This is a genomic window from Nitrospinota bacterium (assembly GCA_009873635.1).
Taxonomy (GTDB): Bacteria; Nitrospinota; Nitrospinia; order Nitrospinales; family VA-1; genus LS-NOB.
This window is the reverse complement of the sequence record WAHY01000002.1, coordinates 123,191-148,431: the sequence shown is the minus strand read 5'-3', so window position 1 is coordinate 148,431 and position 25,241 is coordinate 123,191. Positions and strand designations below refer to the sequence as shown.

General features: G+C 40.8%; 28 protein-coding genes. 18 read left to right on the top strand and 10 right to left on the bottom strand.

The window, feature by feature from the left end; all coding sequences use genetic code 11:
* Window positions 1–79 precede the first annotated feature (79 nt).
* From F3741_02335 to F3741_02280, 12 genes are all read left to right on the top strand, one after another.
* On the top strand, window positions 80–469 hold the full coding sequence (locus F3741_02335) for a biopolymer transporter ExbD (GenBank protein ID MZG29635.1): 390 nt from the start codon (window positions 80–82) through the stop codon (window positions 467–469).
* Window positions 469–882 (top strand): biopolymer transporter ExbD, encoded by a 414-nt coding sequence (locus F3741_02330; GenBank protein ID MZG29634.1) that lies wholly within the window; start codon window positions 469–471, stop codon window positions 880–882. Before F3741_02335 ends, F3741_02330 begins: the two co-directional genes overlap by 1 nt.
* 2 nt (window positions 883–884) lie before the next feature.
* Window positions 885–1,937, top strand: a complete 1,053-nt coding sequence (locus F3741_02325; protein ID MZG29633.1) for a TonB family protein — start codon at window positions 885–887, stop codon at window positions 1,935–1,937.
* 46 nt (window positions 1,938–1,983) lie between these two features.
* Entirely contained in the window at window positions 1,984–2,706 is a 723-nt protein-coding gene (locus F3741_02320) for a hypothetical protein (protein MZG29632.1), read from the top strand.
* A 228-nt stretch (window positions 2,707–2,934) separates the two neighbouring features.
* Window positions 2,935–5,208, top strand: coding sequence for a TonB-dependent receptor plug domain-containing protein (locus tag F3741_02315; GenBank protein MZG29631.1), 2,274 nt, complete (start codon window positions 2,935–2,937; stop codon window positions 5,206–5,208).
* Window positions 5,209–5,508: 300 nt separating this feature from the next.
* Window positions 5,509–6,165, top strand: coding sequence for an SHOCT domain-containing protein (locus F3741_02310; GenBank protein MZG29630.1), 657 nt, complete (start codon window positions 5,509–5,511; stop codon window positions 6,163–6,165).
* A 120-nt stretch (window positions 6,166–6,285) separates the two neighbouring features.
* Window positions 6,286–7,017 carry a glycosyltransferase family 2 protein gene (locus tag F3741_02305; protein ID MZG29629.1) on the top strand — a complete coding sequence of 244 codons (732 nt, stop codon included), beginning with the start codon at window positions 6,286–6,288 and terminating at the stop codon, window positions 7,015–7,017.
* The gene (locus tag F3741_02300; GenBank protein MZG29628.1) at window positions 7,018–7,308 is read left to right on the top strand and encodes a lipid A biosynthesis protein; all 291 of its coding nucleotides are present in this window, start codon (window positions 7,018–7,020) and stop codon (window positions 7,306–7,308) included. It abuts the gene before it with no gap.
* The gene (locus F3741_02295; protein ID MZG29627.1) at window positions 7,301–7,501 is read left to right on the top strand and encodes a hypothetical protein; all 201 of its coding nucleotides are present in this window, start codon (window positions 7,301–7,303) and stop codon (window positions 7,499–7,501) included. Before F3741_02300 ends, F3741_02295 begins: the two co-directional genes overlap by 8 nt.
* A gap of 237 nt (window positions 7,502–7,738) precedes the next feature.
* Entirely contained in the window at window positions 7,739–9,847 is a 2,109-nt protein-coding gene (locus F3741_02290; GenBank protein ID MZG29626.1) for a hypothetical protein, read from the top strand.
* A 24-nt stretch (window positions 9,848–9,871) separates the two neighbouring features.
* Window positions 9,872–11,131, top strand: coding sequence for a c-type cytochrome (locus tag F3741_02285; GenBank protein ID MZG29625.1), 1,260 nt, complete (start codon window positions 9,872–9,874; stop codon window positions 11,129–11,131).
* A gap of 122 nt (window positions 11,132–11,253) precedes the next feature.
* Entirely contained in the window at window positions 11,254–11,733 is a 480-nt protein-coding gene (locus F3741_02280) for a hypothetical protein (GenBank protein MZG29624.1), read from the top strand.
* On the opposite strand, the gene F3741_02275 is transcribed toward F3741_02280, so the two are convergent.
* From F3741_02275 to F3741_02240, 8 genes are all read right to left on the bottom strand, one after another.
* Complete coding sequence (locus F3741_02275; GenBank protein MZG29623.1) at window positions 11,734–12,030, bottom strand: BolA family transcriptional regulator; 297 nt, start codon at window positions 12,028–12,030, stop codon at window positions 11,734–11,736.
* Window positions 12,031–12,064: 34 nt separating this feature from the next.
* Window positions 12,065–12,280 carry a hypothetical protein gene (locus tag F3741_02270; protein ID MZG29622.1) on the bottom strand — a complete coding sequence of 72 codons (216 nt, stop codon included), beginning with the start codon at window positions 12,278–12,280 and terminating at the stop codon, window positions 12,065–12,067.
* Between the two features lie 358 nt (window positions 12,281–12,638).
* Window positions 12,639–14,033 carry a dihydrolipoyl dehydrogenase gene (gene lpdA / locus F3741_02265; GenBank protein MZG29621.1) on the bottom strand — a complete coding sequence of 465 codons (1,395 nt, stop codon included), beginning with the start codon at window positions 14,031–14,033 and terminating at the stop codon, window positions 12,639–12,641.
* A 13-nt stretch (window positions 14,034–14,046) separates the two neighbouring features.
* Complete coding sequence (locus tag F3741_02260) at window positions 14,047–14,625, bottom strand: hypothetical protein (GenBank protein ID MZG29620.1); 579 nt, start codon at window positions 14,623–14,625, stop codon at window positions 14,047–14,049.
* A 60-nt stretch (window positions 14,626–14,685) separates the two neighbouring features.
* On the bottom strand, window positions 14,686–15,327 hold the full coding sequence (locus tag F3741_02255; GenBank protein ID MZG29619.1) for an MOSC domain-containing protein: 642 nt from the start codon (window positions 15,325–15,327) through the stop codon (window positions 14,686–14,688).
* Between the two features lie 165 nt (window positions 15,328–15,492).
* Complete coding sequence (gene sppA, locus F3741_02250) at window positions 15,493–16,455, bottom strand: signal peptide peptidase SppA (GenBank protein ID MZG29618.1); 963 nt, start codon at window positions 16,453–16,455, stop codon at window positions 15,493–15,495.
* 30 nt (window positions 16,456–16,485) lie between these two features.
* Window positions 16,486–17,394, bottom strand: a complete 909-nt coding sequence (locus tag F3741_02245; GenBank protein MZG29617.1) for a hypothetical protein — start codon at window positions 17,392–17,394, stop codon at window positions 16,486–16,488.
* Between the two features lie 33 nt (window positions 17,395–17,427).
* Window positions 17,428–18,198 carry a formylglycine-generating enzyme family protein gene (locus F3741_02240; GenBank protein MZG29616.1) on the bottom strand — a complete coding sequence of 257 codons (771 nt, stop codon included), beginning with the start codon at window positions 18,196–18,198 and terminating at the stop codon, window positions 17,428–17,430.
* Window positions 18,199–18,293: 95 nt separating this feature from the next.
* Here F3741_02240 and F3741_02235 point away from each other — a divergent pair, with 95 nt between their 5' ends.
* From F3741_02235 to F3741_02215, 5 genes are read left to right on the top strand one after another with little or no spacing between them, the layout of a single operon-like run.
* The gene (locus F3741_02235) at window positions 18,294–18,794 is read left to right on the top strand and encodes a TRAP transporter small permease (protein MZG29615.1); all 501 of its coding nucleotides are present in this window, start codon (window positions 18,294–18,296) and stop codon (window positions 18,792–18,794) included.
* Window positions 18,791–20,050, top strand: a complete 1,260-nt coding sequence (locus F3741_02230) for a TRAP transporter large permease subunit (GenBank protein ID MZG29614.1) — start codon at window positions 18,791–18,793, stop codon at window positions 20,048–20,050. Before F3741_02235 ends, F3741_02230 begins: the two co-directional genes overlap by 4 nt.
* 13 nt (window positions 20,051–20,063) lie before the next feature.
* The gene (locus F3741_02225) at window positions 20,064–20,597 is read left to right on the top strand and encodes a methylated-DNA--[protein]-cysteine S-methyltransferase (GenBank protein ID MZG29613.1); all 534 of its coding nucleotides are present in this window, start codon (window positions 20,064–20,066) and stop codon (window positions 20,595–20,597) included.
* Window positions 20,597–21,352 (top strand): DNA repair protein RecO, encoded by a 756-nt coding sequence (recO, locus tag F3741_02220; protein ID MZG29612.1) that lies wholly within the window; start codon window positions 20,597–20,599, stop codon window positions 21,350–21,352. The genes F3741_02225 and recO overlap by 1 nt, the downstream gene beginning before the upstream one ends.
* 10 nt (window positions 21,353–21,362) lie before the next feature.
* The gene (locus F3741_02215; protein MZG29611.1) at window positions 21,363–21,743 is read left to right on the top strand and encodes a RidA family protein; all 381 of its coding nucleotides are present in this window, start codon (window positions 21,363–21,365) and stop codon (window positions 21,741–21,743) included.
* Window positions 21,744–22,326: 583 nt separating this feature from the next.
* On the opposite strand, the gene F3741_02210 is transcribed toward F3741_02215, so the two are convergent.
* Window positions 22,327–23,706: a nucleotide sugar dehydrogenase gene (locus tag F3741_02210; GenBank protein MZG29610.1), complete on the bottom strand. Its 1,380-nt coding sequence runs from the start codon at window positions 23,704–23,706 to the stop codon at window positions 22,327–22,329.
* Between the two features lie 92 nt (window positions 23,707–23,798).
* Complete coding sequence (locus F3741_02205; protein ID MZG29609.1) at window positions 23,799–24,713, bottom strand: cytochrome C-554; 915 nt, start codon at window positions 24,711–24,713, stop codon at window positions 23,799–23,801.
* A 173-nt stretch (window positions 24,714–24,886) separates the two neighbouring features.
* On the opposite strand from F3741_02205, the gene F3741_02200 reads away from it, so the two are divergent.
* A partial coding sequence (locus tag F3741_02200) for a hypothetical protein (protein MZG29608.1) occupies window positions 24,887–25,241 on the top strand: 355 nt, incomplete at its 3' end.

Genomic DNA, 25,241 nt, shown 5'->3' with positions numbered 1-25,241 from the left:
CGGCCATGTTAATGGTAATGGATCATTAAAAGCAGGCAACCAACCCGAACTTGCCAGACAGAGAGCTTAATACCCCATCATGTTAAGTTTAGCGTCAAAACGAAAACGCTTCGAAGTGGACATGACTCCATTGATTGACGTTGTGTTCCTGCTCCTGATTTTTTTCATGCTGACCTTCGCTATACAAGGACAAGGTATGGCTCTCAGCCTGCCAGAAGGCGAAGAGAACCGACAGGAAAATGCGATAAAAGATTTAATAGTAACTATAGGTATTAACGGCAACCTCAAGTTAAATGATCAAGCGATTCAAATCGATTCTCTCAAAGATACATTGGCTACTGAATTACAAAACAGGGACAACAAGCTTGTGATCATCGATTCAGCACCAAAAGTTAAATATGGACTGTTTGCAAAAGTGCTGGATGTTTCACGTGATGCGGGTGCAGAAAACTTTTCTATCATAAAATAATGATCAAACTCCCATATAAAGACAAGAAACCGTTCAAGCTCGACATGATTCCGATGATCAATGTTGTCTTCCTGTTATTGATCTTTTTTATGTTGACGGCCACGACACCGACGAAGGACAGCAGAAAAATCGAACTGCCTGAGGCCAAGACCGCTGAAAAAAGTAATAAACAATATTTAACAATGACCATTGACAGGAATGGTGATGTTCTGCTGGATGGCATTGCCGTCACGCTGGACTCCCTTCCGGGGCTTTTGGAACAGAAAGTCAATAGCGATAAAAAAACTGTGATCGGCATTCACGCAGACAAGGAAATAGAGTTTGATGTGTTTGGCCAGGTGATCGCAATTGCCAAACAATCCGGTGCCGAAGATTTCATGCTGGCGACCGAACAAGCAGAAACAGATTCATAAAAATGAACGCAATTACAATTCAAAAAAAATCTGCATTGTATCCCCTGGTTGGTTCGCTGGGGTTGCATGTCCTGTTCACAGTTGGTGCAGGAGGTTTTTTGTTGAACCTCAACAAAAGTATCGTTGAACAAAAAACCTATAAACTGGAGTTCGTTAAAAGAAAAGCTCCCCCACCCGTCGAAAAGAAAAAAATTCGCAAAGAGATCGTTAAGCAGGAAATCAAGGTTGCAAGCCTTAAACCTCAGCCAATGCCTGTTGTACAACCAAAAACAATGGTACAACAAATAAGGACGGTACAACCTGTCATTCAAAATGTTACTCCAAGGCAAGTGCAAATGCACAGGGCGCCCATACTTCAGTCCGTTACCAGGCATAGCTCCAGTGCAACTATGAGTAAACGGGTCGCCCACAGTATCCCATCTGCACGATCTTTTACATCTGTCAACAACACCCCTACAGCAAAAAACAACACAAGAATGGCCATGGTCCAGGGAAACAGGCATGTCAGAGCTCACACCCTGCCGAAACTGATCCAGCGATCACCAACGGGCAAGTCGTCTTCCAAATCCACGTCCAGGATGGCAATGGTGCAAAGTTCAAGCTCTTTTAAACCTGGTAGATTGCCAAAGCCAATCGTGCGATCATCGGGCGGCTCTTCGTCTTCCAGGGGGGCCAGCAGGGTATCGCCAGTACAATCAGGATTAAAACTGGCGTCATTATCTTCCATGCCAGGACCAAGAGGAGTGCCAAACATTGTCGATAGAGGCGCTTTAAAGGGCTATATCAGCCAGGTTCAACGTATTATTGAAGGCGCGAAAAGATACCCTGAGGCTTCGCGTCGTGCAGGACGGGAAGGAAAACTGAAAGTTCAATTCACCATATTCCGTAGCGGTGAAGTGGATAACATAAAGTTACTGACCCAAACACCCTACGCAAACCTGAACCGGGAAGCCATGGCCGCCATCAGAAGGGCCGCGCCTTTTACCGGATTCCCTGCCAGCCTTACTGAGCAATCTGTGCAGGTGATTCTACCTTTCAGGTTTGAGTTGAATTGATATTTATTCTTGAAGTAATGATATTTGGTTAGGGAGGTTTATTTAAATGAGAATCGGGATTTTCAGTATTACGCTGGCCTTTTTTGTTAGTGCCCTGCCCTGTATGGCGGAAGTGAATGAAGTTGATTCCAACTTCGATGGCAAAATTGACCAGTGGCAGTATGTCGATGGCCAGGGCAAAGTTGAAAAAATTGAACACGATGGCGATTTTGACGGCAAGGTTGACCAAACCGAGTATTTCACCGGAGATAAGGTTCTGGTTAAAGTTGAGTTTGACCGGAATAAAGATGGGAAAAAAGACCACATTCAATATTATGAAAACGCTGGCAAACTATCCCGGGTAGAAAAGTCGAGCAAGTTTAATGATAACTTTGACTGGAAGGAGTTTTTTAACTCCAGTCAAAAGTTAACGCATATAGCCATTGATGAAAATGGCGATGGAAAAGCAGATACCACCCAGTTTTATGATTCTTCCGACAAGTTATCCAAAATTGAGTCTGATACCAACTCGAATGGCAAAATAGACCGTTGGAGCTATTTTCGCGGCAATTCAATATTGGATAGAACCGCATTTGACACCACTGGAAACGGCAAACCAGACCAGTGGCAGTATTATCACGATGACCAATCCTTGAAAAAAGCTGATTACGATACTAACAATGATGGAAATGCCGACCGCTGGGAACACTTCAACTCTTCCGGCAAACTGGTGAAAATCGAAATGGACCGCAACTTCGATGGAAAAATCGATTTAACCCAAAAAAAATAACTTTATTTATTATATTGTTGACAAGTATAGACTGTTAACCTATCATATTTTTGAGAATGAGAATGAATATCATAATCTAAATAACCGGATTATAAAATTTTGAACGGTTTGCATAACGATTTCTTACTGTCATAACAAGAACTTAGATTTCTTTTAAACTACCTGTTCTAGTCATGACCCTTTAAATTTAATAATAAACACTCTGCTCAATTGAGGAGGAGAAGCTGGATGAAACAAAATTTATTTAAAATCGTGCTGGGAGCATTGGTATCACTGCTGTCATCGTCCCTGGCCTTTGCCACTGATGAAAAACCAATCACAATCGAATTAAATGAACCTGATGCCCATCAGGTATTGATGGATGAAATCGCAATCATTGGTTCCAAATTTAATGTCAAAAATGTTGCCGGTTCGGCTGCATATATTGATATGGAGGATATTCGTCAGCACGGCATAGCCGACATCAACCGGGTATTAAGACGAGTGCCCGGCGTTACCTTACGACAAGAAGACGGATTTGGACTCTTTCCAAATATCTCACTGCGTGGTGTTGATCCTTCTCGGAGTGCTAAAGTAACCATGATGGAAGATGGTGTTTTAACTGCCCCAGCACCCTATTCTGCTCCGGACGCATATTATTCACCCGCGACAGGCAGGATGTCAGGAATGGAAGTTTTGAAGGGTTCCAGTCAAGTTAAGTATGGGCCTCGTACAACTGGCGGTGTAATCAACTTTCAATCCACTTCAATACCCACAGCCGAAAAATATTATTCAAAAACAACATTCGGGAGCTTTGATGAGCTGCGTAATCATTCTTATTTTGGCAATACATCACAAAGTGATTCAGGAAAATTTGGGTATCTGATTGAATATTACACACGCAATAATACAGGGTTCACAAAATTAGATGACACAGTCGCGTCGATTCGTGGTGAAGCAGATACCGGAATCCGCCGGATGGAGCCAATGCTCAAGGTTTCTTATGAACCTAAGACATCCATGTATCAACGGCTAGAATTTAAATACGGCCATACAGACCTTGATGCGAATGAAACTTATCTAGGCCTTTCCACACATGATTTTATGGAGAATCCTAACCGTCGTTACGCAGCATCTCGGTTCGATGAAATCAATTCTGAACACCATCGTTCCTATCTGCGCCATTTTATGGAGTTCGATTCGAAGACAAGTTTGATTACAACAATTTATGGTAATACATTCCATCGAAACTGGCAAAAACTAGATGAGGTTGATGGTACTGACTTGGACCAAGCTTTATCCAACCCGGCAAGACTAGCTGTTCTTAGGGGAGAGGCAGCAGGCACCTTGACACTCCGTAATAACAACCGCACTTACTACCTATATGGAATACAAGGCGACTTGAAACACCAGGCCCAAATTGGACAAACAGAACACAATATTGAATTAGGTCTTCGCTATCACTATGACCAGATTCGACGTTTTCAAAGAGATGAGACCTTCACACAAGATGCAAACGGAAATATAACTGCTGTAACTATCGCAGATGGAGGTGCAGATGGAAATATTTTGCAAGAAACCGATGCTGTAGCTCTAAATATTCAGGATGCCATCAAATGGGGAAAGTTTACCTTTACTCCTGGTGTCCGAACCGAATATATCGTCGGAAAATATAAAAACTATGCTAATGGCAGAACTGGGACAAAAGGTTATGTTGCAGTTGTAGGTGGTGGTAGCTTTAAATACGACATGTATGATGCCGGTGGTCGAGATATTGATCTCTTTGCAGGAATATTTAGAGGCTTCTCTCCTCCAGACCCAAAAAGTGCATTTGAAAATGGACTCCGGGAAGAAACCAGCCTCGGTTACGAAGCAGGTATTCGCTATAAAAATGCCCCCGCTGCATTTTCAACCGAAGCCATTTTCTTTCTGACCGATACCGAAGATTTGATCGTTAGAGCCGATATAGGTGATACGTCTAACGGCCAAACTATAAATGGTGGTGAAGTTAGGTCGTTGGGACTTGAGTTTCAGGCAAACTATGATGCCGGCCTAGCAAAAAATTGGTCATTCCAAACTCCTACCTACGTTTCATTCACTTATACAGATGCTAGTTTCCAAAAAAATATTGGTACAACATCTGGTGGATCAATATTTGCCGGAGCAGCAGATGGTAACAAGGTTCCTTATATTTCAGACTATGTCATAAGTTTAGGAACAGGTATTATTTATAAAAAATTAAATGTTAACTTTGATGCCAATTATACTTCATCTGCATATGCAGATGGATCAAACAATGGAACTAATATTAATACCAGTGGTACTGCATCTGAGCGATTCGGCGAGATTGATGCTCAATATCAAATTGATGCTGCAGTTGGTTATCAGATCAATAACAAAGTTCGGTTATTTTCAAATTTCAAAAATATTACCAATAGTCAATTCATCATAACCCGACAACCAACGGGTCCGCGACCAAACCTGCCGTTCTCTATGATGGCTGGGTTAGAGTTCGCATTGTAGTTAGTTGCAATATGCTGAAGTCTTCTCCAAGAGCCTGATGCTTGCACATACAGAGAACCGGGTTTTGAGCTTTTGCTTAAGACCCGGTTTTTTCTTTTTTTAATCTTTTATCTTGTTTCCCTTGCAGCTATTCCTACCCATAGTAAAATAAACAAGTTTTTTAACTCTTAACGCTACCGCTTTAACTCTTTCATGAGCACTCGACATTTTTTCAATTGGAAAATATTTATAATTTTTCTGGCTTTTCTCCTAGCATCCTGCGCTGTTTTAAAGAAAGAAAGGACATTCTCCAAGAACGGTTTGAAGGTCACTTTCCGCAGTCTCAACGCTTTGGATGATGCTCAAGGTATCAAGTTTCGATATCCCATAATTCTTACGGAACAACAGCTAAACAACCACCTGCTTTCTCTCTGGTATCAAAATATCGTATCGCCGGGTAAACCCAAACCGGCATTTTCAAAAGAAGATGTGAGAACGCTAACCCCTCTTTTTAAAAATTCTTTGAAAAAAGTTGAACCGGGAAAATACCTTCATTTTGAATTTCAATCTTCCGGGGGTCTCATTGAAGGCCAGGTATTTGTCACGGCCGAAAAAATCCACTGGCGCTTTTTGAAAATAAACAATAAACTCTACTCCAACGATCCTTTGAGACTAAAGAAACCGACCTGGAAACTGGTTCGGATGCCGGGCCAAGCCTATCAAAAACAGCAAACAGGGGGTTTTAAAAAATATTATAATAATAGAATCATTGCCAATATCGATCTGCCTTATCCAAAACAAAGATCTCAAACTCGACCCACCAGGAAAAAGCATTCACAATCCAGCAGCGAAAGCGCAGGGTTGCAGAAAAAGCTTGGTATACTGCAAAACCTTTTGGACGAAGGGCTGATTGACAAGTCAGAATATGAGAAAAAGAAAGAAGCTGTGTTGAACAAGCACTTAAATATTGATGAATAAAAGTCTGCCAAGACTACGTGCGTTCATAATGTTACAATGATCGAGTGGATTCTGAATGTGTCATTCCTTCCGGGTACGGCTTACAACGTTAAGCAATAAACTAACCATTTTTAATATTCGATGAATAGTACTGATTTAAGCAACCCTGAACTCTCTATTGTTATTCCTGTATATAACGAGAGGGATAACCTGATACCTCTTGAAGACAAGCTTGAAACAGAGCTTGAGAAACTTCGGCTCAGCTATGAAATACTTTTAATTGACGATGGGAGTAATGATGGCAGTGCGCATTTAATCCAATCTTTGCAAAAGCATAATCCACGTATCAGACTTATTCAGTTCGGCCACAACCATGGGCAATCAGCGGCATTTGCGGCGGGATTCAAAGCGGCAAAGGGCAATATTTTTGTAACCCTTGATGCGGATTTGCAGAATAACCCTGCCGATATCCCTTTGCTCCTTGAAGAAATGAAAAACTATGACGTGGTATGCGGCTGGAGACATAAAAGAAATGATCCCTGGATAAAAAGGATCTCCTCAAAAATAGGCAATGCAGTGCGCAACAAATTGAGCAAAGAGGAAATCGCTGATACGGGCTGCTCGTTGAAAGCGTTTCGACGGGAGTGTTTCGACAATGTGAAACTATTTAAAGGGATGCACCGTTTTTTCCCCACCTTGATGAAGATGGAAGGATTCCGGGTGACCCAGGTGAAGGTCAGCCACCACCCTCGCCTTCATGGTGTATCAAAGTACAATATTCGAAACCGTCTATTTTCTTCCTTTCAGGATTTAATGGCTATACGCTGGATGAAAAAACGTCAAATTAATTACGATATTATCAAGGAGGATTGAATGACACCCAACCATTGGTTGATCCTCGGATTTGTTGGCCAGGCACTTTTTGGAGCCCGGTTTATTATCCAGTGGATCGTTTCTGAAAGAAAGGGAGAAAGCACCATTCCCATGGCCTTTTGGTATTGCAGTATAAGCGGGGCTATGGTTCTTTTGACCTATGCAGTTTATAAGCAGGATCCCGTGTTTATTGTTGGTCAAAGCCTTGGAAGTGTTGTCTATATCCGCAACCTGATACTCATTGACCGCAAAAGAAAATCAATGGAAGCTGTAGGAGTTGAAAATGAGTAGCTGGAAAATCAGAATAACCGGGCTTGCTCTCATGATTCTAGGAGTTTTCCTATTTATCTGGTCTGTGAAATACATTCAGTCAGAATGGCCGCAGATTTTTGTCGGTTTGCTCTCCGTATTCAGCACATCCATGGGGTTTGCACTCCTCATTATGCCAATGGACATGCAGGAAGATGACTCCACCCTGGAATAGCATCTATTTTTCCCATTATTTCATTCAAAATTCACCTCATTTTTCATGTTGTAAAAGCATGAAAAGTCTTTAGTTAGCAATAGTTTTGAAAGTTCTTGACTTTACCCAACCCGTATGATATTTCTCTACATTCTTTAAGTTACTTCAACCTAAAAACAGGTTAAAAACTTAAGGAATAGAGGTTTTCCATTATTAGGAAAACAGGTTTTTACCGCCTTCTTCAGGTCTTTCATTCAAATGATGATGAAACATTCTCAAAGTTCAGGTATCTTTTTTAAATCTCTTATCTGCCTCCTTTTTATTTATTTGTTGGGTCACTTATCCCCTTTTCTCCCTGCTTCTACAATTTCTCCATTTACAAATCTAAGTTTTCAATCTTTGGCATATGCCGATGAAGAAGACGATGATGAAGAGGACGAGGATGAAGAAGACGAGGATGAAGGAGGCGAGGATGAAGGAGGAGAAGAAAGTACCGAAGGTGAGGAAGAAGGTGGTGAAGAGGAAGAAGACCTTTCCTATTTAACAGATATCGGTCCTGCTGCTGAACATGAGTTTGAGGAATTTTCATTCCTCGGGTTTAGTAACCGTAAATTTACCTGGGCAGCTGCACAGTTACATATTTTATTCGCCTCGTTCATTCTTGGTTGCCCCATGTTCGTGGTTATCATGGAAGTTATGGGTGCCCGCAGGACTCAAGGGGTACGAAAAGCAATAATTCTTTCAAATGTTTTTTTAGGGGTTCTCATAGGCGTAGTCATTGGAATAACCGGGGAAATCATTGTAGGAATTCATCATGGAGTTTTGTATGGACTATGGGCATGTGCTTTTGGAGCTTTGATAGTTAGTTTTCTGAACTATTTCCATAGACTGATGAATATCCGAGCTTCTGCATTTGTAGGTGCAGTTTTTGGAAGCATCCTTTCTATGTCGCTAACTCCCGTCGAACACTATGAAGTCTCTGGTATTATTCTCGCTATTATAAATGGAGCGGTTGGGGGTGTGATTTCTAATGGAATCATGTTTGCCAAGTCAGATTACAAGTTTGAGCGCCTTGCTCACGAGATAACCAAGGTAATAGGAATTTGCTATAGCTTCACCGCACTATCAGGAGGGCTATTCCTATTTGTGATGTTGGTTGCATATCAAGACTTTATAACCTACCTCATAAACTCCTTTCCAACACTATTTATGGTAGCCTATCCAACGCTGTTTATTCTTGAAACAGTGGTTATGTACATATATGTCTATTCATGGGACCCATTAAATAAATCAAATAAAAAAGGACGTCACATTGTTACCGGTGTCATACTAAATGTTTTAGGGCTTTCGTTGCTCGTAGCACTTGATGGCCCTACAACATTTATGCAAACCCCGCCGAAGCCTCTTGATCAGCTCTTAAATATTAGCGAGTGGGATAAAATTGCAAATATGGCCTGGATGCCTCTGAACTACCACCGATTGGTAGGAAATGGAACTTTTGGGGGGTATATGGTTTGTATCATTGGTGCCTATATGTACCTCTGGTCAGACAAAAATGAAGAGCGCGAGTATTACGACTGGGTTGGTTATATAGGAAATCTGATCGGTGTAGCGATCATGATTCCTCTTCCAGCGATGGGCTATATTTTCGTCCGAGAAATCTATCAATACGATGCAACTATTGGCATGTATATAATGTCAGATAGAGAATCCATGTTCATGCTAGTACAAGGACTTCTTGTTGGAACCATGTTTAGTGCAAGTAATATTTATATGTGGGTAAGCATGAAGCGTATCGAAAATGCCGAAAGATTTTTTCCAGCAATGAAATTCGGTTTCGTATTAATAGTTATATCGGCAACCATCTGGTTCACTCCCAGGCGCTTTTTTGCAACCATGTTGCCCGAACCAGGAATGAACGCAGATATGGTATTGCCAGATAACCTCGCATTTTTGGCTTTGATGATTTCAAAAAACACAGCGGCATTCTGTCTTGTGACGGTAACATTTATCAACTACATTTTTTACACCATCGCCACCAAAACTGGAAAAGTACATTATGGAAAAATTAATCCATTAGGACCATACGTCCTGATTTTCCTCGGTTTTGCTGACATCTGGCTGATGAGTTGGATGGGTACAATTCGCTCGCTTTCACGAATGAACTGGCACGTATATAAAGTATTTAAAGATGTGACACCAGAAAAGTTTGCACCAACATTAGCCGAGTCAGGATTTCACGTTACTACAATTGTCTGGACATTTTTTATAATTATGACAGCCATAATCTGGATAGGAATTAAATATCCTAAAACCAAAAAGAAAGAAATTGCAACTACCCAAGCTTCACCGCAAATGGCCGAGTAGTGGTTTTTTAGGAGCAAATCTATAATGAAAATTGACTTTATAGTTATTGGATTTATTGCCGCTGCAAGCGGCCTCTTTGCATTATATAGTACTTTTGGCTTTATAGGAGCTGGTGCTGGATTAGCAGTTATGGTTGTTTATGCACTTCTTCTAAAGGTTAAGCCAAGAAAAGTAGAAGAGAAATCTTTCTTCAAAAATGTTAGGTTTAAGCTTCCAGTGATAGCTATTTTAGCTGGTGTTATCTGGATTCTTGCCGGAAAATTTAATTTTCCTATTTGGTGGCAAATAGAATTTGTCACTTTTGCTTTTGTAGGATTCTTTTACTTTACACTTCTTGACTGGAAAACACTATCCACTGAAAAGTCTAATTTTGATTGGGTTAAGCGTCTTCTAGCTACCTACGCGTTAGCTTCTGGTATATTTATTGGAGTAACAGCTCAGCTTCCACAGTTTGATCCTGAGTTTGAGTTAGCCAAATTAAACAAACCCCCTATAAAACTAACTGGGCTAGCAGGCCCTGAAGTAATCGCGGCAGGACGTGAAGTTTTTGAGAATAATAAATGTTTTAACTGTCATAAAGTATTTTGGGAAGGTAATTCAGACCGTGGACCAAATTTAGGCACCAAACAAATTGGACTATATTCTGAAGATTATATCAAAGAGCAAATACTGGAACCAAGGAAAATACAGGCACCAGGATTTGATGATCCAAAGTCATATAAAGCTATGCCCACCTATTATGGTGATGATATAGATGACGATGAAATGACTGCTCTTGTTGCGTACTTAAAAACTATGCGTGATCCCACCCACATGCCAGTAGAGGGGAAGTTTGGAGATCAATGGACTTGGTGGGATGATAAAGATGTTATTGCTGAAGGCCAACAAGTTTTTGAGGGATTACATCCTGCGACAGATGGACTTAATTGTGCAGTTTGTCATGGTAAAGATGGTATCCCAATGATGACAGGAGCGCTCGATTTTAGAAATGAAAATAACTCAGACACTAATAAAATTGAAGGGGATCATACTGACAAACCGTTAAAAGATTGGCCAGATGATCTTTGGTATCGCCGGGTTACACGGGGTGTTCCTAATACGCCTATGGCACCGTGGGGCATGATATTTAATCACCTTTACCTCTGGAAGGCTGAGGCCTATGCCAGGACTTTTCATGATCCTCTGGAAAAACGTACAGCCAAACGGCCTGTACCGCCAATACCCACCAAAGAGGAAATTGAGAGCTGGAAAACAAACGAGCTATTCCTTGATCCATTACTATAAAAAAGGTTTTATCGAAGCCGGTTCCGTTTAACGGAGCCGGCTTTATTTTTACCTGTTCGACAAAACAAGTATAGTTTTGTTAAAATATCATTTTGTTTCGTTTGACCTCTCTGGAGATTGAAATGAGTAAAATTGATGATTTTATAAAAAGCAGCATTTCGGAGAATGGCGAGATACTTAACCTTCGAGATAAATATATAGGCATTCGTGGCTGTATGGAGCTTGCGACAAAAGAACAACTAAAAACGGTTAAACAACTGGTTCTGCCTGGCAATCAGATTGCCGATGAAGGTCTTGAAGCACTTTGCGAATCGCCTTATCTGTCTAACCTGGAAGTCCTCAACGTAAACCATAATGAAATTGGGGATGATGGAGCCATAGCACTGGCAAATACACAGAGTTTACCGAATCTGAAAGAAGTCACTATGTTTGGCAATGTGGTAGGTGATATTGGGGCTCAGGCATTCGCTGATTCACCCATCAGCAAAAAATACATCAAACTGGATCTCTATAAAAATCAGTATTCTGAGGTTGGTTATAAAGCTCTCACAGAATCAGAGAACCTGAAAAACTGCGAGGAACTGGAAGTTTACCGCGATTGATTATCTAATAGTTCCACTCTTCTCACTCCACTCGGCAGTATCAAAGGTTTTGACTTGTAAAGCGTGAATGAGCTTGGGGGTACCGGTCATTTCCTGGGCTAATGCCGTGTGAACAAGACGGATGCGGTCCATCACGTTGAGGTTTTTAAATTCAGGCGATACAACAATGATTGAATAATGACCACCCCCGCCCGCTGCTTTATGTCCCCGATGAAGATGACTTTCATCCAGAATTTCGACATGCTCTGCGGCAATTTTATCTTTAAGGTTATCGTTAATGATTTGAATAGTATCCATATTGTTTTAAAGCCTTTTTAGAGTTTTAAAGTTTTTATTTCGAGTCGTTGGAACGCAGACCAATATCTGGAAAATCTTTGAACTGATTGAGGTTGTCCTGAAATTTCCGATAAGCCTCATGTTCTTCGTCATCCATGAGTTTTGCCCGGCATCGAGCGCATACAGGAATTTTGTCAGGATTGAAATTACCAATCCTGTTTTTGACTCCGCATTGCGGACAAGGTATGATGGCTAGATTAGAGTTAGTCATAACACATTTTAACAAACAGACACCCTAAACTAAAAGGGTTCTTATAATTTCTCTATAAAATGTTTTTTTTTCAGCAAGTAGGTCCAAACCAGAAAATTCCATTTACAACCAAGTTAGCTCTGGTTTTCTGGATCATTTTGAGCCTGGCACTTTTATCCTTTTTTGCATTCGGTGTTTTTATAATTGCCTTGATGATAGGCCTGGTCTTATTCGCAACCAACTTATTTCAGAAAAAAAGCAAGACCAGTGAAATCCCAAATCCAACAGTAGACTTTCAGACAAGGCCCTACTCTTCACATCGAAATGCCAAAGACGATGACATAATAGACATCTGACCTTCAAAAACGATCGAAGAAGACTATTTTCTGTTTTTTTTGTAGATGTGGGTTGCCTCACCGTAAAAAACTTCAGCCGATTCCATGATAGTCTCAGAAAGCGTTGGATGAGGATGAATTGAGTTTGCCAGATCTTTTGCTTTCAAACCATTATCAACTGCCAATACGCCTTCTCCAATTAACTCGCCAGCTCCTACGCCTGTTATTCCCATTCCCAGGACCTGCTCAGTATCAGGTTCAAGAATCAGTTTTGTCATACCTTCCGGCCTGCCAAGAGTTTGCGCCCTTCCTGAGGCCATCCAGGGAAATTTAGCAATCTGAACCTTAATGTTATTATTTTTTGCATCGGTTTCAGTCATTCCACACCAGGCTATCTCAGGGTCTGTAAACACCACCGCAGGAACACATTGTGATTTTCCTTCAAATTGACCATGGGTTAAATACTTGACAGCTGCTTTACCTTCCGCAGATGCTTTATGGGCCAACATTGAACCACCTATTACATCACCAATGGCAAAAATAGAAGGCTCATCAGTTTGAAATCGTTCATCCACCTGGATGAATCCCCAATTATTTATCTTAACTCCCGTGTTTTCCAAACCTAAATCTTCTGAGTTAGGTGTTCTTCCTACAGCCACTAAAACACGGTCAAACTGGTCAGCTGCTTTGTCACCGTCAAATTGGACTGAAACCTTTTCACCATCCAAGTTACAGGCTGTGACTTCAGTATTTAATAATATATTCTGAAACTGTGATTTCAACCTTGCCTGCAACGGCCGAACCAAATCGCGATCCACCCCGGTTAACAAATCTCCAGTCATTTCTACCACAGTCACCCGACTGCCCAACGCGGAATAGACCGTTCCCAGCTCAAGGCCAATATACCCTCCTCCTACCACTAACAAATGCCCAGGGATATCCTGCAACTCAAGGGCTGAGGTCGATGTAAGCGTTCTATTTTCTATTTCTGCAAACAGTGTGGGAAAAACAGGCCGTGAGCCTGTCGCTAGAATACAGGTATCAAAGCTGATAGAATCTGTACCATTAATAATCAGGCTCTTTCCATTTTCAAATTTTGCCCTGCCATTTAAAAACTTAACTCCACGCTGTTTACAAAGTGCGCTCAGCCCATTAGCCATTTTATTTATAACTTCACGATTCCATTCACGAATGCGGTTCAAATCAATTTCCGGACGCTGGAATTTCAAACCACACACTTCCGCATTTTGAGTATCTTCAATAAGGCGTGAAAGGTGAAGCAGAGATTTGGAAGGAATGCATCCTCTATGAAGGCATTCACCACCAGCTTTTAAATTCTCATCGATCAAGGTAACGTTCATGCCCAGATCAGCAGCTAGAAAAGCGGCCGTATATCCGCCGGGACCCGCTCCAAGAACAACAATATTTTTTTCACTCATAGGGACTGAATTTCTATCGATGACGTTTGCGACTGATTTGTTCCCAAGTCCTTGGTCCGGCTTTAGAACCAACTTTACCAAACATATAATGAAAAAGCCTTTTCGCATCAGGCTTTTCAGTATGATTGCCAACAAGTCTTTTAATCACAGATTCCTCGATCTCCATAAAAGGTTGTAATTGTCTTCCCACTTTTTTCACTATTTGAAGATTACTAAGGTTTGAGGCTGGCCTTCCTTGCGAAGTGTGATCATCACCTTTTTGCTGCGTAATGTTGGCATCCATGCTTTCAGTAAATAGTGGCTTTTTATCAAAAGCTTTATAAGCAATAAAATAAGCCAGTGCAAACCCGGACTCAGTTTTACTCAGCTCCTCAAGGTCAGATTGCACTGTTGAAATCAAACTTTCCGAGTCAATAACGGCATCGCCCCATTGCCAAATATCGCTATCTATGTGACGCAAAACATTTAGATCGGCAAGGTGTTTTAAAAAAGATTCAGTGACTTCCTCCCCTAAGTCATCAAAGACAATATATTGTTTAAAAAAACATAACCACCCTTCCAAATCCATTTTGCTAGAATATAATTTTTTCATCAAATATCCTTCTGGATTTTGATTATTAGGAGATTTATCAATTAGAAAAAATCAGTGAGGCTAACTTTTGAGCAAACGCTTTTGAAACATATCCTTCCATTCCTCAGATAAAGCCTTAATATTGATCAACTCCCGCATATGTTGAATATTTTTTCCACCCCTCCGCAGAAGAGCATTGGCTTTCTCAATGGAAAAGTGGCCTTCATGAATTCTATTTAATATTGCTCCAGGTTCAACCAGTCCCGGTTTGAGAACCCTTAAGTAAAATCCACTAAACCCTGTAGTTTGAACATTACATGCCATACTTTGGTCTTCAAAAACCTTATTGAGTTTATGACAGGGCTGACGGGGTTGTGTGACTTCAACTTGAGCCTTTCCCACTTCAAAAATATCACCTATATTGACTTGAGTTTCCAACATACCTTCCAGACTCAGGTTTTCACCAAAAGCGCCGGGTAAAATTTCACGTTTTAGCTTTTCACTCCAATATTGAAAGTGATCAACAGAATAAACACATACGGCTTTATCCTCGCCTCCATGAATACGCCTGTCCCCTACCCCATCTCCCTCAAAGCCTATATAATTCAAAAATACAGGTTTAGAAACAGGCTTCTTAAATATGCCCGACAAGGATTTTTTTTTAGAGCCTTTACTTAAAAAAACATTTGTAGCTTCCGCTATATTTATAGATACTATCTTCAAAACTGGTATATCCCATTCCGTGAGTATTAAAAAAATTAAAGTGGGCGGCTTAATACATGACTATTGCATCAATTTTTTATAATGATAAAAGATAGATTACAATTATAAAAATTTGCTTTTTTTGTGAAACGATACCCCAAATGTGTAAAAATATCAACGCGTGGCTCAAGGAAGCCAAATATATAAGAAATAAGGACTTAAAGTATTTTTATTCAACCCCAGATTTAAGTTGATCAGATTAATAGCAGGGGGTTGTGGAGAAATAGAATAAAGGTTTGGTTTATAATTTCCCTCTCGTTGGTAGGTAATGATCTTCAAATGCGGATTCCCTAATTTGACCTTAATGTTGTCTACAGTTTCAGAGATGTATCCTATCCCATCAATCAAATTCAGGTTCATAGCCTGTTCTGAATCAAAAACACGCCCATCAGCCAGTCTTGTTACTTCATTTTGATTAAGTTCAGGCCTGTTATCAGCAATTTTACGCACAAAACGGTTATGAAAGTTATCAATCGTATTTTGAAACAATTTCCGCTCTTCGTTGGTAAAAGGACGAAATGGTGACATGAAATCTTTTTTATCACCGGATTTCACAACTTCCCATTCAACACCTATTTTTCCCATCAAACTTTCCATATTCACTTTTAATGCAATAACTCCAATACTACCTACCAATGATGTTGGGTGCGCAACGATTTCATCTCCAGCCAGAGCTATATAGTAACCACCAGAAGCAGCAATATCCATGACATGAACGTAAACGGGAATATCTTTCTTCTTCTTATATTCCATTAACTCATGATAAATAATATCGCTGGCAGTCACAGTCCCGCCCGGACTATTGACTTTAACCAGGAGTGCTTTAATGTCAGCATCTTTTTCAGCTTTCGAAATAATTTCCCTAACCTCCTCCACCATACCCAGTTCAATTGTAGCTCCGGTAAAGGAACGATCTTTCTTATTACTGATCACACCCTGCAAGTCAATCAGGAGTAATTTTTCCTCACCATCACCTTCCAGCGTTGTTTCTTCCAATGGCCCCATAATTGGTCCAAGATGAATGGAAGCACAAGCACTGAAAAATATAAAAGTGCATAACAAAAAAAACTTAACAGCCTTAAGTCTCATCAGCTTACTCAGTTATAGAAAAAGGTTTCGTCAGGATAAAACAGCCCAGAAAGGGTCAAGCTTAGATTTATACTGTTCAGGTTCAGTCTCTGCATTAAATATTTTGTCCAGGTTATTGCGAATCTTTGAAATCACTTCTTCATTACGCTTTTCTTTTTCCAGAATTGCCTGCTTGGTCAAGTCATGCAAAGAAAGAATGATTTCCTTAAGATTTAAGTTTAATTTCGCAACTCGCATTTTAATCTCTTTACGTTGATCCGCTGATCGGCCAGACCAGACAGTCGCCTCGACAGACTTAACTTCCTTAACATAAAGTTTTATGATTTCATTAGCAGACGTTGAAAAGTTGTCGTCGTTCCCACAATCCTTTAACTTTTTACAGAGAATAAGAAAGTTCTGCAAGGGATCAATAACCTGCAAATCAATGAGCACCGATTCATCAATCCCATACATTTGGCTCAGTTCTGAAGGTTGAATTTTTTCCGATCCCTCAATATCATTCTGGAGTGTCTCCTGTAACCTAGTCACTTCAGAGTCCACCTTAGTTTTGGCAGAAGTCAGATTTTGTGAGATCTTATCGTCAAAATCCTCAACACTTCTTCTTTGTAAATGGACACTCCGGTATTTGGATTTTAAATCCTCAAGAATACAGGCAACCTCAGTATTCCAGCTTGACCTCAGCTTATTTGCTCGTTCATCATCCAGAGTCACCAGATATTTTAACCTTACTTTTTTTTCAATAGTAACAAGCGCTCTTATAAGGGACCGAATCAATCGCTCGTAAGAAACCATTTGGGCATCCAAATGTTCTTGCGAGTGTTTTTTATTGGATTTGGTAAACTTAATATTATTTTTTTTTAAGCGGACAGCATTTTCAGCCAGGAGAGCGGTGCATTTATCTCTCTCCATAATATCCAGGGTCTTATCCAGGTCTTCCATAAATAGATATCAATAAATATTGTTTAACAAGGGTTAATCCGCGCTCTTGGCACAGCGACATCCTATTCCATAATAATCCTTGGCATCACTATCTCCATAGCGGCTGGAGGATCTGAGGTATACGGGAAGGCTGTTCCAAGCACCACCGCGAATAACGTGGTATTTACCTTTTTTGGGCCCTTTGGGGTTTTTATAGGGGCTTTTGCTATAATATTTTTTATCATACCAGTCATACACCCATTCGGCAACATTACCACCAAGGTCATAAATCCCTTCAGGACTAGCACCTTCTTCAAAGCTGCCAACCTGTGAAAGGACCTTACCTTTTTGTATAAAACAACAATTCCCGAAGTTTGAACGCTTTTCATCGGGAGGCTCGTTACCCCAGGGGTATTTCCTTCCTTCTATACCTTTTGCTGAACGTTCCCATTCTGCCTCAGTTGGCATACGCTTACCTTTCCACTCGCAATATCTTTTGCAACGTTTCCACTGCAACCCAAAAATAGGTTTATTAACCATTTCAGGTCTCGCCTTGCGGTCTATCCATCCAGTTATAGTTGGGTATTGCTTTGCATTGGAAGACAGATATTCCTCAAAATCTTTAAAAGTCACCTCATATTTGTCAATATAATAAGCATCCAGATAAACCTTATGACTGGGTTGCTCGTTTTTCTTTCCCTCCCCTTCAGGACTACCCATGTCAAACTCCCCTGCTGGGATATGAACCATATCAGAATAGGGGTTTGCCTCAACCTTGGAAAAAATGACAAACCAGATAAAAAAGACATGTAATACCATATTCATAAATTTCACCTACTACTTATTGAGCCTGAAAGGTTAAACGTTTATTATAGCTGTAGAAATGTCTTGCACACCTATTTTTTGTCAGATATTGATTCATGCACATAATAAAGAATATTGATCAGTTTCTGGAAAAAATTGAAGGCGCTCTAATTGTCTTAATACTGAGTCTCACGATTCTACTCTCATTCGGCCAAATGTTATCGCGGAACTTCTTTGACATGGGAATTGTATGGGGAGACACTCTTCTCCGTCAATGGGTACTCTGGCTTGGCTTTTTAGGGGCTTCGATAGCAGTCAGACATGATAAACATATATCTATTGAGTTATTATCAAATCTGCCAAACCTTTTTCTAGATCGCACTTTAAAGGCATTTACCCGGTTCTCAGCTGGCATTATCAGCGGTTTTCTGACCTGGTCTGCATGGTCATTCATGTTGTTTGAGAAAGACGCGGAGTCCATCCTTTTTCTGAATATACCCGTCTGGATATTTCAAGCTATCCTGCCCTATAGTTTTCTGGTCATAGCCATACGTTTCATAATAAGCGGTTTTGAAATCCTATTAGTTGAAAACGATTCCAGGCCGACAATCAAATGATCGCTGTCGGAATCATAATCCTGGCAATAATGGGAGTCCCACTGTTTGCCATTATTGGACTCTCGGCCCTCGTTTCGTTTTATAATGCCGAGATAGATTCAGCCGCAATATTCATTGAGTTATATAGAGTAGCCAGCAACCCAACTCTCATCGCCATACCCCTATTCACATTTTCCGGGTTTATCCTCGCTCATGGTAAAACCCCCGAACGACTTGCCAGGATCTCCCAAACCATTTTAAGTGGCACACCCGGAGGCATACCTATTGCGATTCTAATGGCCTGTGCGTTTTTCACTGCGCTTACCGGGGCATCCGGAGTAACCATTATCGCTTTGGGCGGCCTTTTGTATCCTCTCTTATTACGTGAAAAGTATGGAGAAAACTTTTCTCTGGGGATGATCACTTCATCAGGCAGTCTTGGGCTGTTATTCCCTCCCTCTCTGCCGCTTATTTTATATGGCCTGATCGCCCAGGTTAGCATCGACAAACTATTCATTGCAGGAATTGTACCCGGCCTGATCATGATCCTGATCTTATCGCTATTCGCAATCACACGCAGCAGCCAATCCAGTAAAACCTTTAACTGGGCCGAAGCCAAATCCGCACTGATAGATGCCAGCTGGGAGTTACCTCTTCCATTTATTATATTACTTGGAATCTATGGGGGATTCTTAACCGTAACAGAAGCGGCATCCGTCACGGTTGTCTATGTAATCCTGATAGAAACTTTTATTTATAAGGACCTTGATATATTCCGTGATTTACCGAATTTGATGAAAGAAAGTATGATGCTGGTTGGAACCATTCTCATCATTCTGGGAACCGCAATGGGGTTCACCAGTTACCTGGTAGATGAACAAGTACCCATGACGATACTTTCTACGATGAAACAATTCATCCATGACCCTCTAACATTTTTAATGGTCTTAAATGTTTTTCTGCTAATCGTTGGTTGTATGATGGACATATTTTCAGCGATCATTGTGGTTGTTCCTCTGATTATTCCTATTGCAAAGAGCTTTGACATAAACATGATACATCTTGGAATAGTTTTCCTGACTAATCTTGAAATCGGTTATTCCACACCTCCTGTCGGCATAAACCTTTTTATTGCCGCAACACGTTTTGAAAAACCTGTACTAAAACTTTATCAATCTGTTTTGCCATTCCTGGGATTAAGGTTGATAGGGCTCATTTTGATAACCTATATACCGGCAATCAGTCTCTTTTTAGTTGATTGGATTGCATATAAATAGCATCATTCGCATTATGTATAAAAGATTCAACCATGGCTTGGGCAATGAAACGGTTTTTTATACTGTTTTTAAAAACCCCATTGGTTTAACCGGCCTTGCAGCAACAGAAAAAGGCTTGATTCTACTGGCAAATAAGGTCCGTAGCGAAAAAGAATTCTCATCTCATTTAAAAAACGGTATGGGGTTTCAGATAATAAAGAAACCAGGACACTTCACTGAACTCGTGAAACAGTTTAAAAAATACTTTAAAGGTGAACTGAAGTCCTTTAAATTTCCTCTGGACTTAAGACTGGGAACCCCCTTCCAGCAGTCGGTATGGAAACGCCTTCTCACAATTCCATATGGAGCGACCCGAAGTTATAAATGGCTGGCCCAATCCATCAAGAACCCCAACTCTGCCCGCGCAGTCGGGAACGCAAATGGGAAAAATCCACTTTCCATCATAGTCCCCTGCCACAGGGTTGTGCGTGAAAATGGTGAGCTGGGTGGATATACAGGAGGAGTTCAGACCAAACGCTTTCTGTTGACTTTGGAAAAGGCAATCTAATGGCGCTCTATAAAACCAGAGCTATCGTTATTAAAAGCATGAACCTGTCTGAGTCAGACAGATTAGTCACATTCATGACCGAAAATCATGGGAAAGTAAAGTGTGTTGCCAAAGGTGCCAGAAAAGTCAAGAACCGTTTTTGGGGTGCTTTGGAGCCCATGTCCCTGATACACCTGATTTACTTTGGCAAAGAGCATCAAAGCCTCTTCCGGCTAAATCAATCTGATATCATCGAGTCTTTTCAGACTATCCGAGAAGATTTCGACAAGCTTTATACCGGTGTCTATTTTCTCGACCTGATTGACGCTATGGTGCTGGAAGGCCATTGGGATCCTGAAATATTTTCCCTGCTTTACCAGGCATTGGCTGCACTCGACCATCAGACCGAACTGGACCCTTTAAGAAGGCTATTTGAAGTCAGATTGCTTTCATTATCCGGGTACAAACCCCAACTCGAAAATTGTGTCATTTGTAGAAAAAAACATGAAAACGGTATGCTGCCTTTCAGCTACACACATAACGGGATTGTTTGCAGTTCATGCTCTGGAAAAGCAAAGATAGATATACAATTCAGTGTAGGCACAAAAAATTACTTAAAAAAGCTATTAAATGTAGAAATCAAAACCTGTGAAAGGTTAAAATTTCCAAAGTCTCAAACAGAGGAAATTGAGATGGTGACCCATCGTCTTATTCTTTCCCATTTAGGACGTGAATTAAAGTCCTACCCTTTTATTAAAAAAATGGCAAACGTTTAGGAAATATATTATGGAAAAAAAACCGATTCAAACTCCAAACGCACCCTCGGCAATAGGACCCTATTCCCAGGCTATTCGCATTGGTGAGTTTTTATACACATCAGGTCAGATTGCATTAGACCCAGAAACCATGGAAATGATGAATGGTGAAATCGAACAGGAAACTGAATTGGTGTTAAAAAATGTCGAGGCGATATTAAAAGCAGGTAATATGAACCTGGGTCATGTTGTTAAAACCACAGTTTATCTAACTGACCTGGGCGAATTTACCAGAATGAATCAGGTTTACGAGAAGTTCTTTGCAGAGACCAAGCCAGCCCGAGCCTGTGTGCAGGTAGCAGCTTTGCCTAAAGGAGCTAAAGTGGAAATTGATGCAATTGCCCACACTTGAAATAACTTAACTCAAACAGACAAACCAACGTGGCTAAAACTTCAGACGGAACAAGAAATTTCTACAGGTTTATGATGTTGATTGGAATTGGCGTGATCGGCAGCTTAGGCTATTCCTTTATCAGCGCAGCGCCAGATTTTAGAAAATCAGATTATCATAAAGCCTCGCTGCCTGCAGAACAATGCATGCAATGCCATATACAGGGTGTGGAGAAAGTGCCGATCATGCCCCACAGGCCAATGGGGAATTGTGTCATGTGTCACACACCTACAGACCGCCCTTATTAGTTAAATACTTAGGATCAATTTAAATAAAGGCACGCGACTATAAAGGGAATAGAACTCTCGCTGGACATCTGACAGCTCTATTTTAAGATTCGTGCCCGGTTTCAAACCAAATGCCTGGTGATCAATGACTGGCAGTCCATTGGCAAACACATTGGAGGCGAGGACATCGTGGTAGGTCAGTTGATTGTTCTCTAACCGGACAGCTATTCTGGAATCGGAAAAATCAAAAATCTGGTTATTCTCATTTCAGCAATCGTACTAAACGGGAATTATCCCGTTTATGCAAGGCGGGATAATTACAGATGAGTCAATTCCGGTTTACCCATTGGATAAACATTAAAGCCTATATCGTATAGAGCCTGATGATCCAGATGGTTTCTTCCATCAAAAATAAAAGCGGGTTTTTCCATCTTATCAAAAATTTTCTGGTAGTCCAGGTCCTTGTATAAAGACCACTCAGTGATCAATGCGATGGCGTGTGTTCCCTCCGCCGCCTTGTAGGGGTCTTCGATAAACTCAATATCCGTATCAGGTAGATCTTTCCTGGCATTTTCCAGGGCATAGGGATCGGTAATTTTCAGGCAGGCTTTTTCTTCAAGCAGACGTTTGCAAATATAAATCGCGGGAGCATCGCGTGTATCACCAGTATCAGGTTTGAAAGCAAATCCAAAGACAGCCAGTTTTTTATCTGCCAGAGTGTTAAACATAGCTTTTAAAATACGCTTAACATAGCTTTCCATCTGGTAATCGTTAATGGAAACTACCTGTTCCCAGAATGCCGCAATATCATTCAATTGATAATGCCCACACAAATAAACCAGGTTTAAAATATCTTTGCGAAAGCAGGATCCTCCAAACCCTGGTCCCGCATTTAAAAACTTGGGACCAATCCGGGAATCCATCCCGATGGCGCGAGAAACTTCAGTAACATCTGCTCCTGTCACTTCACATAACGAAGCAATACTGTTAATAGAAGAAATTCTCTGGGCAAGAAATGCATTGGCAACGAGCTTGGAAAGTTCGCTACTCCATAAATTGGTAGTGATCAAACGCTCTTTGGGAATCCAGTGAAGATATATATCCATTAATACGTCACGTGCCGCAATACCAGATGGAGTATCTTTTGAGCCAATCAAAACCCGGTCAGGGTGTTCCATGTCCCTGATACCTGTACCCTCGGCCATGAATTCGGGATTTGAAAGAATTTCAAACTCGATAGAATTGTTGCCGGAGTGAAGAATGGTCGCCAGAGTTTCCGCAGCTCGGACAGGAACCGTGCTTTTTTCCACTACGATCTTGTTGGACTTTGAGTTTTCCTTGATACGTCGGGCAGTCTGCTCAATGAATTGCAGGTCCGCAGCTTTTCCCGCACCTTCCCCAAATGTTTTTGTAGGGGTATTGACGCTGACAAATATGATGTCAGCCTCATCAATTTCACGGTCGATATCTGTAGAGAAAAAAAGGTTTTTGCCTCTTACATTTTCTACTCTTTCCTTTAATCCCGGTTCAAAAATTGGCAGCTTGTCAGAGTTCCAGGCATCGATTCGTTCCCTGGAAATATCAACGACCGTCACCTTATAGTCAGGGCATTTATTGGCAATAACGGTCATGGTCGGTCCCCCTACATAACCTGCCCCTATACACAGAATATTCTTTTTGAAATTTTCAGATGTCATTAAGGACTTTTCGGCAAGAAGGAAATGAAGCTTGAAGGAAAAAAGGCCCGGCCCTGAAGGGACCAGGCCTTTTTATTACTATTCAGAATAGTTTACTTTTTATATTTAAAGGTTTTTTTCTTACTGTTATAAGGCTTAGTGCCCTTAACAAACTTGAGTTTGCCTTTATCATTGATTTCAAAGTCTTCAATCACCAAAGGTGTTTTTTCCGTTTGACCGACTTCTTTGGCTCGCTCATCTTTTTTCTCCAATTTCTGGTCCGCATTGTCCTCGCTCCAGTAATCGGCAATTTTATGCACTTTTAACTTTCTCTCTTCAAAGTTAAATTTATATTTATCATGTACCTCCGGCTTAAACGGTGTGTTTTTATGCGTATGACAGCGGGTGCAGACATTTGCATAATCCCATCTTTGTCCATAATGCTCCGTTTCAGCTTTAGTGAAATTTCCCTTGGAAGCCTTCATCACAGCACGGAACTGGGATCCGCCCGCAACCGAGTGACACATTTCACAACCCACCTGCTCCTTGTTAGGCTCATCCGGGTCTATTTTAGTGGCAGTATCTTTACCTTTTTTATTTTTACTACCGGCGGGCTTAAACCCTCCCCTCTGGCGATAACCTGTAGTATGGCATCGCAGACAAAGTGGTGTGGTTGTGTAATCCTTTTCCGGGTCGAGCTTAACCCTTAGCTTAGCTTCTTTACGCTCACCAGGTTTTAACAGATTAAAAGTACCTCCATGAGGTGAGTTTTTCCAGGCTTGGTAATAGGGATCATGACAACTTCCATTACATTTGACAGCGCCAACATATTTAGGCTTTTTTCTCATATCCTTGACCGCTTTGGCCCGCTTTTTTGGTTTGACTTCCCATTTGTCAAACATGGCGTTTTCCGCATCGGTCAATACAACTTTCTTTTTTTTCTTTTTAGCATCCGCCTCGATACCGGTTCCAAAGACCAGGGCCAAGGAAACCAAAACCAAGCTTAGAATTTTAACCATTCTTCCCATATTAAACTCCCTTTTCTCCAAAAACCTGCCAAGTAAACGAGGCTGTTTTTACTTATAAAAATTAACAGTACGAAGGATAATATAAATCCCTTTTCGGGTCAATAGCCATGTATCTTCAATGTTTTAAAGCTATAGTTTGTAGACGATAGCATGAAATCTGGACTGTTTGACATCTGCTTGCTATATTTCTTAAAGTTTCATTCTGTGTTTTCACTTATCTACTGGCAATATACTTGAAATATAAGCTTTCTAATTACGATTTTGAATTACCCCAAAACCTGATTGCTCAAAATCCCACTCAGCGCAGAGGCCAGTCCCGACTACTCGTTGTGAACAGGAGCGATCAAACCCTGACACACGATGTTTTCACCAATTTGAAAGACCATCTCAAAAACCATCCATTGATGGTCATTAATGATACCCAGGTTATCCCGGCTAAAATTCTTGCTAAATCATTATCAAATTCCAGGGAAATAGAACTTTTACTCATCCGTGAATTGGAACCCGGGGTTTGGGAGACGATGTTGA

Excerpts from the sequence above, each read along its gene's own strand:
- F3741_02335 (MZG29635.1), top strand. The coding sequence starts at position 80 with ATGTTAAGTTTAGCGTCAAAACGAAAACGCTTCGAAGTGGACATGACT.
- F3741_02330 (MZG29634.1), top strand. The coding sequence starts at position 469 with ATGATCAAACTCCCATATAAAGACAAGAAACCGTTCAAGCTCGACATG.
- F3741_02325 (MZG29633.1), top strand. The coding sequence starts at position 885 with ATGAACGCAATTACAATTCAAAAAAAATCTGCATTGTATCCCCTGGTT.
- F3741_02320 (MZG29632.1), top strand. The coding sequence starts at position 1,984 with ATGAGAATCGGGATTTTCAGTATTACGCTGGCCTTTTTTGTTAGTGCC.
- F3741_02315 (MZG29631.1), top strand. The coding sequence starts at position 2,935 with ATGAAACAAAATTTATTTAAAATCGTGCTGGGAGCATTGGTATCACTG.
- F3741_02305 (MZG29629.1), top strand. The coding sequence starts at position 6,286 with ATGAATAGTACTGATTTAAGCAACCCTGAACTCTCTATTGTTATTCCT.
- F3741_02300 (MZG29628.1), top strand. The coding sequence starts at position 7,018 with ATGACACCCAACCATTGGTTGATCCTCGGATTTGTTGGCCAGGCACTT.
- F3741_02295 (MZG29627.1), top strand. The coding sequence starts at position 7,301 with ATGAGTAGCTGGAAAATCAGAATAACCGGGCTTGCTCTCATGATTCTA.
- F3741_02290 (MZG29626.1), top strand. The coding sequence starts at position 7,739 with ATGATGATGAAACATTCTCAAAGTTCAGGTATCTTTTTTAAATCTCTT.
- F3741_02285 (MZG29625.1), top strand. The coding sequence starts at position 9,872 with ATGAAAATTGACTTTATAGTTATTGGATTTATTGCCGCTGCAAGCGGC.
- F3741_02280 (MZG29624.1), top strand. The coding sequence starts at position 11,254 with ATGAGTAAAATTGATGATTTTATAAAAAGCAGCATTTCGGAGAATGGC.
- F3741_02275 (MZG29623.1), bottom strand. The coding sequence starts at position 12,030 with ATGGATACTATTCAAATCATTAACGATAACCTTAAAGATAAAATTGCC.
- F3741_02270 (MZG29622.1), bottom strand. The coding sequence starts at position 12,280 with ATGACTAACTCTAATCTAGCCATCATACCTTGTCCGCAATGCGGAGTC.
- lpdA (MZG29621.1), bottom strand. The coding sequence starts at position 14,033 with ATGAGTGAAAAAAATATTGTTGTTCTTGGAGCGGGTCCCGGCGGATAT.
- F3741_02260 (MZG29620.1), bottom strand. The coding sequence starts at position 14,625 with ATGAAAAAATTATATTCTAGCAAAATGGATTTGGAAGGGTGGTTATGT.
- sppA (MZG29618.1), bottom strand. The coding sequence starts at position 16,455 with ATGAGACTTAAGGCTGTTAAGTTTTTTTTGTTATGCACTTTTATATTT.
- F3741_02245 (MZG29617.1), bottom strand. The coding sequence starts at position 17,394 with ATGGAAGACCTGGATAAGACCCTGGATATTATGGAGAGAGATAAATGC.
- F3741_02240 (MZG29616.1), bottom strand. The coding sequence starts at position 18,198 with ATGAATATGGTATTACATGTCTTTTTTATCTGGTTTGTCATTTTTTCC.
- F3741_02235 (MZG29615.1), top strand. The coding sequence starts at position 18,294 with ATGCACATAATAAAGAATATTGATCAGTTTCTGGAAAAAATTGAAGGC.
- F3741_02230 (MZG29614.1), top strand. The coding sequence starts at position 18,791 with ATGATCGCTGTCGGAATCATAATCCTGGCAATAATGGGAGTCCCACTG.
- F3741_02225 (MZG29613.1), top strand. The coding sequence starts at position 20,064 with ATGTATAAAAGATTCAACCATGGCTTGGGCAATGAAACGGTTTTTTAT.
- recO (MZG29612.1), top strand. The coding sequence starts at position 20,597 with ATGGCGCTCTATAAAACCAGAGCTATCGTTATTAAAAGCATGAACCTG.
- F3741_02215 (MZG29611.1), top strand. The coding sequence starts at position 21,363 with ATGGAAAAAAAACCGATTCAAACTCCAAACGCACCCTCGGCAATAGGA.
- F3741_02210 (MZG29610.1), bottom strand. The coding sequence starts at position 23,706 with ATGACATCTGAAAATTTCAAAAAGAATATTCTGTGTATAGGGGCAGGT.
- F3741_02205 (MZG29609.1), bottom strand. The coding sequence starts at position 24,713 with ATGGGAAGAATGGTTAAAATTCTAAGCTTGGTTTTGGTTTCCTTGGCC.